The sequence below is a fragment of the Pseudomonas baetica genome (assembly GCF_051216495.1).
GTDB classification, from domain to species: domain Bacteria; phylum Pseudomonadota; class Gammaproteobacteria; order Pseudomonadales; family Pseudomonadaceae; genus Aquipseudomonas; species Aquipseudomonas baetica_B.
The window spans coordinates 1-5,335 of sequence record NZ_JBPKAM010000199.1; the positions used below are offsets into that span (position 1 = coordinate 1).

A 5,335-nucleotide genomic window follows, 5' to 3' on the forward strand; every position below is an offset into this window, starting at 1 on the left:
AGCCCGCTCCCACAGGGATCACGCTGTACCTGTGGGAGCGGGCTTGCCCGCGATGGCGTCAGCCCAGGCAAAACATTTTTTGAGGTCTGAACCTCACCACCGCATCCGCACGCCCAGGCTGCCAATCAACCCATTCAAATCATTGTCATCCACATCGCTGCTGTAATCGGCACTGACATACAGGCTGACGGTGGGCGTGACTTTGGCAACCAGGCCCAATCCCAACTCCACCGTCGAGGCGTTGCGACTGCTGCTGATCTTGTCGACCTGATCGAGGGTCACGGTGTTGCCGGTGTACACCGTGTGCCACAAGTTGGTCCGCACATAAGGTTCGACGCCCAAGCCATTGATGTCGTAACTCCCTCTCAACTTGGCGCCGACCCGGCCGCTCCATGAGCTCAAGTCACTGGATGAGGCATTGCCGGAACCCGCGTAGGGCGTATCCAGAGTGATGCGCTGATTGATCAATTGCGCCTGGGGTTCAACCACCCAGTTTTCGCTAATGCCAATCGGAAAACCACCTTCCACCGACAACGTCACCGCGCTGCCTTCGGTGGCTTGCCGGGCGCCTTGTTCGTTACGGCTGAAGCCGTTGACCCGGCCGCCGCTGGCCGACAGGTCGACGTGCCAGCCTTGTGGTCCGGTCAAGCTGTAGTAGGCGCCGAGGCTTTCGCCTTGCAGGTTGAGGGTGTCGGTGTGGCGGTCAGACATGCCGCGGTTGGTCAGCAGGCCATTGCTGTTGCCCTGAATCTGGCTGGTGCCGCCGATCAGTCCGACCCGCTGGGTATGGCCGCTATTGCTTTGCAGGGTCAGGATCGCCGGGCCCTTGTGTTCGCCTGCGGCGATATTGGTGAAACCCTGCGCCAGGGCATCGGTTTGCGCCTGGCGTGAGGCCTGGCCATAAATCTGGTCCCAGGCGAAGGGGGTCGCGTCTTCGGTGGTGAAATGGCTACTTCGCATATCGGGGGCAGGACTGAAACGGCCGGGGTACGTGGTCGCGAGAGCAGGCAGGGTGAGCACCGGGATGTCCTGGCGGTACCAGGGCGTTGTTTCTTCGTCGGCCGGTGAAGCCTGCACTTCCATGGAGGAACACAGCAGGAGTGAGCTCGAGACAGTGCAAAAAGTAACTTTGATCTCTTGTTGGGTGAAGGAAGTTTTCATGGCGTGGCTACCTTGCAATCGCGTGCCGTACTTGCCTTGGCGTCTCTCCTACCCCTAGCGAGGGGCGACCGAATGTAGGGAGGCAAGCCGGGGGCCGCCCGATTGCGCGGGAGTCTGCGGGGGCTTGCCCCTGATAGTGATTCCGGGGGTAGTAACGTGAAGTCAAGAAGACCCCCGTCACTGCGTCAAGAAAATGGCCGATAAATGGTAGGGGTATTTTGTGTCCTATAAGTGACTGATTTACGGCGCCTCTCTAAGTTCTTGTTTATTGGCAAAAACGTCAAAAAAAGTCACGTGCTAGAGCCTTTGCTCGGTATCACCAGCTCAATCGAATGCCCATGTTTCCGGTCGTTCCGCGCTGCTGATTGCTGTCTAAATTGCTGTTGTAGTCGACATTGGCGTACAGGCTGACGTCTTTGGCGAGGGAGAGGCTGGCGCCGATGCCGACCTGGGCCCAGGAAGACTGTTGTTCGGTGTCGATATCGGTGGTGTTGGCAAAAGTGACCGTGTCGGTGCCTGAGAAGGTGTGCCACAGGTTGGCGCGCAACCAGGGTTCCAGCGGCAAGCCTGCGAGGTCATATCGCCCCTTGAGCCGTACGCCGAGACGACCGGTTTCGGCGGAATCGGACTCGAAGGACACCCGGGAAATGCCATCATCCTGACTGTCGAGTTTCACCTGCTGGTGGATGACTTGTGCCTGGGGTTCGATCACCCAGTTGCCAGCGAGAGCAAAGGGGTAACCGGTCTCGGCCGAGAGGGACAGGACATGGCCGTCGGTACTGATTTTCAGGCCACGGTCGGAATGGCTATTACCGTCGAGCCAGGTGTACATGGCCACTGTATCGAAATACCAACCCTTGGGATCGGTGAGGGTCCAGTACAGGCCGAGGCTGTCTCCATCAAGCTCGACTTTGCCGGCGCGTTTACCGTCAAACCCCTGGTTGAAGCCATCGACATCGCCCTTCAAGCGGCTGTGACCGACGAAGAAACCGCTGCGCTGGGTTTGCCCACCTGAAGTCTGTGACGCGTATAGGTCATTACCCACCTGAAATCCTTTGATCGAGCCGTCGAGCCGGGGTGTAACGGTGCCGGCCCAGGTGCGGTCGAAATTACTGCCATAGACACGGCCCCATCCGGCGCCAAACGAACCTGTTTCAGTCAACAGGCGCTGATCGCCCTGGCGATCATGGAAGGTGCCGAGCGCTTCCAGGCCAAGCTGCGCGGCGGCTGGCGGCAATACTGACCAGACGGGCACTTCCTGGCGGTACAACGGAATCGCCGCAGCGCTGGGGGCGGGTGCGGCTCCCGGGGTTGGCGCGGGTACGATAACGTAGGCGGGCGTCGGCAGCGGCGGGCTTCCGATCGCGGCAACCGGTGTCGGCACCAGTGGTACCAGAATCGGTGGCAAGGCCGGATCGGGATTGGCGACGGCGACCACCGGCACAGGCACGATGGCGGAGCGCAAGTACCAGCTGTTCTCACTGCCGGGCGTGACGCCACCCTTGTACAGGACGTAATCGAACGCACCCGCTGACAATGGGGCCTTGAGCGAAAAGGCGCCACTGTCGCTGGTCGCCGTGCCTTGGGCTTGCACCACCTGAATGCCGTTTTGCAGGGTTTGCGCGCCAGTGCCTCCAAGGTTTGTGACGTCTATGGTCGTGGTGCCGGTCAGGGTCCCGTTATTGACCACCAGTTTGTCGCTGGGGGCGTTGTCATCGCCGAGCACGCTTTGCACCAGCAGTTGGCCGCCGCTGCCCGCATAATTGCCCTGCACCGTCAGCGTGTCGCTGGTGCGGGTGTTGCCGCTGCTCAGGTCAATGATCCCGGCGTTGTTCAACGTGACGTTCTGGCCGGCGGTGAAGGGGGAGAGGCTGCCTTGCGTGGACGTCAGGGTGCTGCTGCCGTCGATGTTGAACACGCCGGTGCCGGTGCCGCTGTCACCCAAAACAAAGTTGTCGGCGAGCTCCAGTCGTGAGCCGTTGTTCAGGTTGACCGTTTCCCAATTGACGTAACGACCGGCGCCCGTGGTCGTGGTGTTATCGAAGGTCAGCACATCGGTGCCTGTACCGCCGTTGAGGCTCGGTGTCTGTGCAAGGGTACTTTCGCCCAGATTGCGCACGGTCGCACGGTCGTCGCCGCCTTCCATCAGGACGGCCGAATGGAGAATGCCACCGCCATCCCATGTGAAGGTGTCGTTGCCGACGCTGGTGCGGATCTCACCGAAAACCTCGCCACCGGTCACCGTGATGCTGTCGTTGCCGCTGCTGACGCTGATTAAGCCGCCAATGCTGCCACCGGAAACGATGATGGTGTCGGTACCGAAACCGGTGACCAGGTTGCCGTCGATCACACCGCCCGACAGGTCGAACAGGTTGTTATCGAGCTTCATGTCGACCCGACCGATTCTGCCACCGGACATGGTGGCGGTGTCGCCGTCATCGAAGAAACCGACGATTCTGCCACCAGTCATTTGGAAAAAATCGTGGCTGTCACCCTGGGCCAGCGACTGAATCGTCCCGCCGCTCATGGTGAAGTGATCGACGCCATTGCCTTGGTTGACGGCACCGGTGATTTGCCCGGCGCTGATGTTGAGGACGTCCGCGCCATCGCCCTGATTGAGCGAACCGACGATGCTGCCGGAGTTCATGTTCACCGTGTCGGTGCCGGCACCGAACGTCACGTTGCCGTTGATCGTACCGGTGCCGTTGGTAGGGAAGGTCAGACTGTTGTTGCCCGCCAGGTCGCTCAGCGGTCCGCTGCTGGCGCTGTCACACACGAAATTATCGTTACCGGCGGTGGGGGTCAGGGTACAGGCCGCGTGGGCGGGGTGGGTCCAGCCCACGCCTGCCAGGAATGCAAGGACACAGGCGCCGTAACCGTACAGGGGCAGTTCACTGGAAAACTTCATGCTCGTCTCCGCTCGTGAGTCGGCGACTGATTTACGACTTGTCAAAAGCGACAAGGCTTCAGGCACCTTCGGCAGCGCGGGTTGCGAGACAACATGGGGAAGGCAATCACCCGTAATCGAAAACCTTCAGCAACGACGGCCACTGTGAGTCGCACGCCTGTACATCAAGGGTACGGACGAGGGCAGCGTAGCAGCAGTTTTATTGATGATCTACTGAGAAAAGTACCAGGTAAAACGATTCAGTTTGATGTTGCGGGTGGCTTTTTGAGGTGGCCGGCAGCAGATTCAGAGGCGTACTTCTACGGCCAAAGGCAAATGATCCGATAAATGCGTCCAGGGCTTGGTCCCGAGAATCTGCGGCTCATGGCTGCTTGCATTGCGCAGGTAGATACGGTCCAGGCGCAGCAGCGGAAACCGCGCCGGGTAAGTCTTGGCGGGACGGCCATGATGGCGTTCGAAGGCTTCGTGCAGGTAGTCGCGGCGGGCGAGGGCGGCATTGCCCTGTAACTGCCAGTCATTGAAGTCGCCGGCGATGATCACCGGTGCATCGTCGGGCAGGGATTCGAGCAACTGGCAGAGTAACTGCAATTGCAGCTGGCGATGACTTTCCAGCAGGCTCAGATGAACACAGATCGCATGGACCTCGGCGTGACCTGGCACGTCCAGCACACAGTGCAGCAGCCCGCGTCGCTCGGGGCCTGTGATCGAGACATCGAGGTTGCGGTATTCGCGAATCGGGTATTTGGACAGCAATGCGTTGCCATGGTGTCCGTCGGGATAGACCGCGTTGCGGCCATAGGCAAAGTCGCTCCACATGCTGTCGGCGAGGAATTCGTACTGCGAGGTCGATGGCCAATCGTTGTAGCGCGAGGAGTGGCGATCATGTTCGCCGACCACCTCCTGCAAAAACACCAGGTCCGCCGACGTGCTGCGTACCGCTTCGCGCAGTTCGGGCAGGATGAAACGTCGGTTGAGGGCGGTAAAACCCTTATGGGTATTGACGGTCAGCACACGCAATCGGTCAATGGACGAGGATTCGTTCAACGGCATTGAGTCGATCGTTTGCGGCTTGGATGTACGGCTCACTTTCACTCCTCTGAATCAAGCCAGGCTTATGCATGCGACTGATGTGGGGGCGGGCGGTTCCATCCGGATTATCGGGATACACCCAATTCCCTGTGGGAGCGGGGGGGGGGGGGGGGGGTGGGGAGCATGCTGAATAGACGCTCGCTATGTCTCTGCCCTTTCCAGGACTGATACTCCCCC

3 protein-coding genes are annotated in these 5,335 nt (G+C 60.1%); all 3 read right to left on the reverse strand.

The genetic code is table 11. The features are described from left to right. Positions 1 to 93: 93 nt before the first annotated feature. The 3 genes from ACSFE6_RS30900 to ACSFE6_RS30910 all read right to left on the reverse strand — a co-directional run bounded on the left by ACSFE6_RS30900 (position 94) and on the right by ACSFE6_RS30910 (position 5,119). The gene (locus tag ACSFE6_RS30900; RefSeq protein ID WP_435431166.1) at positions 94 to 1,161 is read right to left on the reverse strand and encodes an autotransporter outer membrane beta-barrel domain-containing protein; all 1,068 of its coding nucleotides are present in this window, start codon (positions 1,159 to 1,161) and stop codon (positions 94 to 96) included. Between the two features lie 316 nt (positions 1,162 to 1,477). After that, positions 1,478 to 4,069 (reverse strand): autotransporter outer membrane beta-barrel domain-containing protein, encoded by a 2,592-nt coding sequence (locus ACSFE6_RS30905; protein WP_435431167.1) that lies wholly within the window; start codon positions 4,067 to 4,069, stop codon positions 1,478 to 1,480. 285 nt (positions 4,070 to 4,354) lie between these two features. Then, a complete protein-coding gene (locus tag ACSFE6_RS30910) occupies positions 4,355 to 5,119 on the reverse strand; it encodes an endonuclease/exonuclease/phosphatase family protein (RefSeq protein ID WP_435431168.1) in 765 nt (254 codons plus the stop codon). Positions 5,120 to 5,335 lie beyond the last annotated feature (216 nt).

What these genes read in the sequence shown, in the direction of transcription:
- ACSFE6_RS30910 (WP_435431168.1), bottom strand. Translation starts at nt 5,119, where the DNA reads ATGCCGTTGAACGAATCCTCGTCCATTGACCGATTGCGTGTGCTGACC.
- ACSFE6_RS30900 (WP_435431166.1), bottom strand. Translation starts at nt 1,161, where the DNA reads ATGAAAACTTCCTTCACCCAACAAGAGATCAAAGTTACTTTTTGCACT.
- ACSFE6_RS30905 (WP_435431167.1), bottom strand. Translation starts at nt 4,069, where the DNA reads ATGAAGTTTTCCAGTGAACTGCCCCTGTACGGTTACGGCGCCTGTGTC.